Annotated in this window: 3 protein-coding genes and 1 pseudogene; all 4 read left to right on the top strand. The window is 58.8% G+C overall.

The annotated features are described in order from the left end of the window. Positions 1 to 274 precede the first annotated feature (274 nt). Positions 275 to 682 carry a TnsA endonuclease N-terminal domain-containing protein gene (locus tag B5F94_RS15545; RefSeq protein WP_087331434.1) on the top strand — a complete coding sequence of 136 codons (408 nt, stop codon included), beginning with the start codon at positions 275 to 277 and terminating at the stop codon, positions 680 to 682. 125 nt (positions 683 to 807) lie between these two features. Continuing rightward, the gene (locus tag B5F94_RS15540; protein WP_087331433.1) at positions 808 to 1,287 is read left to right on the top strand and encodes a hypothetical protein; all 480 of its coding nucleotides are present in this window, start codon (positions 808 to 810) and stop codon (positions 1,285 to 1,287) included. A 448-nt stretch (positions 1,288 to 1,735) separates the two neighbouring features. Continuing rightward, positions 1,736 to 3,529: a Mu transposase C-terminal domain-containing protein gene (locus tag B5F94_RS15535; protein ID WP_087331431.1), complete on the top strand. Its 1,794-nt coding sequence runs from the start codon at positions 1,736 to 1,738 to the stop codon at positions 3,527 to 3,529. Further along, positions 3,526 to 3,743: pseudogene (locus B5F94_RS15530) on the top strand (ATP-binding protein); the annotation flags it as partial. The gene B5F94_RS15535 and the pseudogene B5F94_RS15530, both read left to right, overlap by 4 nt.

Here is a 3,743-nt window from a genome sequence, read left to right as displayed (position 1 = left end):
GAAAATAAAATGGAAGGGAACATAGTGTTTCAAAATAATTCTCTGATTTTTCGGATTTAAGGGATTTAATTTGAAAAAATGGCCTCAAAATTCCAAGTGTTTCCAGAAATACCCCCATTTTTTCAGATTAAATGGGGATTTAATTGAAAAAAACACCTCGAAAATTCCCAGTCCCTTCCAAAACACCTCTATTTTTTCAGATTAAATACGGAGATACAGAAAAAATCGGAAGTAAGTCTGAATTTCATCCAAAAAACAGAGGGGGTGATTTACCGTGAAGCGGGCCTCGAAGAAGGTGAGAGAGATACGGTTTCACAGTGGAAAGTGTGGGCGCATCATCTGCGTCAACAGCTATGCGGAGCAGGAGTACGCCAAGAGGCTGGAGGCGGATGACCGGGTGGAGAACTACGAGGAGAACTGCCGCCTTGACCCGGAACAGTTCCAGCATGTGAACCCCGTAGGCATTCGAGCCTCATATCTGAAGCAGGAGTGGAAAACGGATTTTCTGATCCACCGCACAGACGAGACCCAGGCTGTCCGGGAGGTAGTGCGGGAGGACGAGTTGACCAAGGCCACCACGCTGGAACAGCTGGAGCTGTCCCGCCGGTACTGGGAGGCCGTAGGCGTATCAGACTGGCGCGTTGCCCTGTTCCGGGAGGGTGGTGTGTCTCCTGCTCCCTGACGGCCTGGGGAATACAGAGGGATGGGGCTGACTAAGTTCCATGATGTTAAGGGTGCATCGGCGCAGAGGCCCCCGCCCGTCACCCTGTCATGAACGACTAAATACAAAGAAAGGTTGATGTTGATATGAAAGAGTACATGAGTGAAGAAGCGGCCAAGGTGCTCATAGCACGTTTTGCCGAGAAGCAGTGGGATGGGGACTATCCCTGTCCACGATGTGGCCGACCTGTAATGGAAAGCGATCCCGTACAGAATGCCCTGAGCCGCCGGCTCAATGTCTATATATGCGACGAGTGCGGCATGATGGAGGCCTTTGAAGATATGCCAGGCGCCCCCAAGACATCCTTGTCCGCCTGGGCTATTGCAAAGGAACCGGCACGCTGGGAAGTCCAGCCACCCAAACTGCGACTCCGGCTGGTGGGACGGGACAGCTGGAGCCGCCCTGTCTATGAATGCGAGGGCAGGTTGTATGTCGATATAGACCCCAGGGCAGACCGCCGGCCGGACATCTGCACGAAACAGGGAAACAGTTTTGGCGGGGAGCCCAGCGACCCTATCCCGGATTGGGTGGAAGTCGAGTTTATTCCCCGGCGGGACACCTGGTGATCTTCGTCCATGCCGCCTCCCCCTGCCCCCCTGCTAATACAGGAAGATGGGGAAGCGGAAGGCCATTTCGCGTCCTGCCGCATGGACCCTGTATTCCCAGGCCCTGCCGCCCGCACCTTGCGGCCAAGCCTTGTCCCACCATGCCTCTGTTAATACAAAAAGAAGCGAGGCATGAACTAAGACGACAGGCGTGGTTTCGTGCTATGTCTGCATCCCTGTCTACTTTTACGCTTTTCTCTTCAAAAAACATTTTATTTATACTTGTTATATTTCTTTATTTCTTTTTTATAAAAAAGTGGAAAAGCAGACAAAAACACCGTAAGCTATTGTGCCGCAACGGGTTCCAGGTGTCCACTTTTTGCTTCCTTGTCCCATTTTTGTGGACGGAAACACCCCTGCATCCCACTTTACATCAAACAAAATCCAGAAGAAACGGAGTGTAAAAGCGATGTACCTTGACATCAACGGTGAACAGTTCCGCATCCTGAAGGCAGAGCCCCAAGGCGCATGGCTCGTCTCCTGTGACGCTCCGGGGCCGCCCCGCTTCGTGGACCAGCGGGAACTGGACGCCTATCCCCGCGCACCTGCCCCGGAGCCCTGCACCGCAGAGCAGGGGGAAGCGCCGCAGACGGCCGCGGAGCAGGTGCGCATGGCGTTGATTCAGCCCCTGCTTGACAACGGGGACTGCGTCAGCGACCCTGCCATTCGCCGCCAGCTTGCGGCAGAGGCGGCGCAGGAGCACGGCACCACCAGCCGGCGCGTCCTGCGGCTGTACTATCAATACATCGCCACCGGGGCCGTGATGAAACACAAGTCCCGGGAGCGCCGTCCGCCGGAGTACGAGAACTACTACAAGCGCGCCATCCAGACCTTCTACTACTCTGCCAAGCGGCCCACCCTGCGGGACACCTACGACCTCATGCTCCATCAATTCTTCACCGCCCCGGACGGCCATCTGGCAGACAAGCGCCCCACATGGCCGGCCTTCCGCCACTACTTCTACGACCAGGCATACCACCGCCGCAGTGAGCGGACCATCGCCCGGGACGGCCTCACCAACTACCAGAGAACCGCCCGCCCCCTCACCGGGTCCGCCATGGCATGGAAAGATCACATCGGGGCCTATCAGATGGATGCCACCACAGCAGACATCTACCTTGTTTCCCGCCTGGACCGCACCAAGGTCGTGGGCCGCCCCTATGTCTACCTGGCCGTGGACACCGCCACCCAACTGATTGCGGGGCTCTATGTGGGCTATGAGGCGGGCGAGGAAGCCGTCATGGCCTGCCTTGCCAACGCCGCCATGGACAAGATGGAATACTGCCGGGGCTACGGCATCGACATCGACGCTGCCGACTGGCCCAGCAAAGGGCTCCCGTCTGAGGTCATCACAGACCAGGGGCGGGACTTCCTGGGCGGCCGTATGAAGGAACTGTGCCTCCGCTACGGCGTCACCTGCGAGGCCCTGCCCCCGTTCCGCCCCGACCGAAAGGGACTTGTGGAAAAGATGTTCGATCTGATGCAGGGCCGGTACAAGCCCATCCTGCGGGGCCGGGGTGTTATCGAGGCGGACGCACAGGAGCGGTGGGCGGTGGACTACCGTGCTCAGGCTTCCCTCGACCTGACTCAGTTTACGCAAATCCTTATCCACTGCATCCTCTACCTTAACGGCCGCCGGGTGCTGGACAGTCTCCAGATGTCCCCGGAGATGTTCCAGCAGGGCGTCGCCCCCACCGCCGCCGGCCTGTGGCAGTATTACGCCGCCGCGGGCAAGTCCGCCCTGCTGGAACTGAATCCCCAGGAGGTCTACTACATGAGCCTGCCCCGAAAGACCTGCAAACTGACCCGCAAAGGCATCAGCCACGACCACCTTCTCTACATCAACGGAGGTTTCCTGGCCTCGGAGGAGGGCCAGCGGCAGATCGGACAGAAGGTGTCTATCGCCTACGACGGGCAGAGCGTGAGGGAAATCTATCTGGTGCTGGACGGCTCCTATGTCCCCTTCCGCCTCGCCCCGCAGTATGCCGCCTATGACGGCGCAGCCAGGGCGGAGAGCGAGCTGTACTGGAGGGCGGACCGGCGGCACAAGCGGGACTTTCAGAAGCTGGAGGACGAGGGCCGGGTGGAGCTGCTCCAGAAGCTGACCGCCATCCGGGACGAGGCCAGACCGGAGGCGGACCGGCGTCAGAGCGGCGCGGACATCAAGGCTCACCGAACCCAGGAGAGGAGGAAACACCAGTGAAATATCCAGACCAACCGGCGGTGGATGCCGTCTACACACCCAATCAGCTCAGCGGCGCACAGCCCAACCCGTTCCTGGAGGCCATGCCGGAGATGCTATCCAAAGAGGCCCTGTTCCGCCGCCTTGCCTGTTCGCCCCCGCAGCCAGACGCCGCCCAACTCAAACCTTCGGACCGCCGGCGGGGTCTCAACGCCCTCTCCTCCGTGTTCGTTCC

This window comes from Flavonifractor sp. An4, assembly GCF_002161755.1.
Taxonomy (GTDB): domain Bacteria; phylum Bacillota; class Clostridia; order Oscillospirales; family Oscillospiraceae; genus Flavonifractor; species Flavonifractor avicola.
This window is presented reverse-complemented; position numbering and strand designations above follow the sequence as displayed.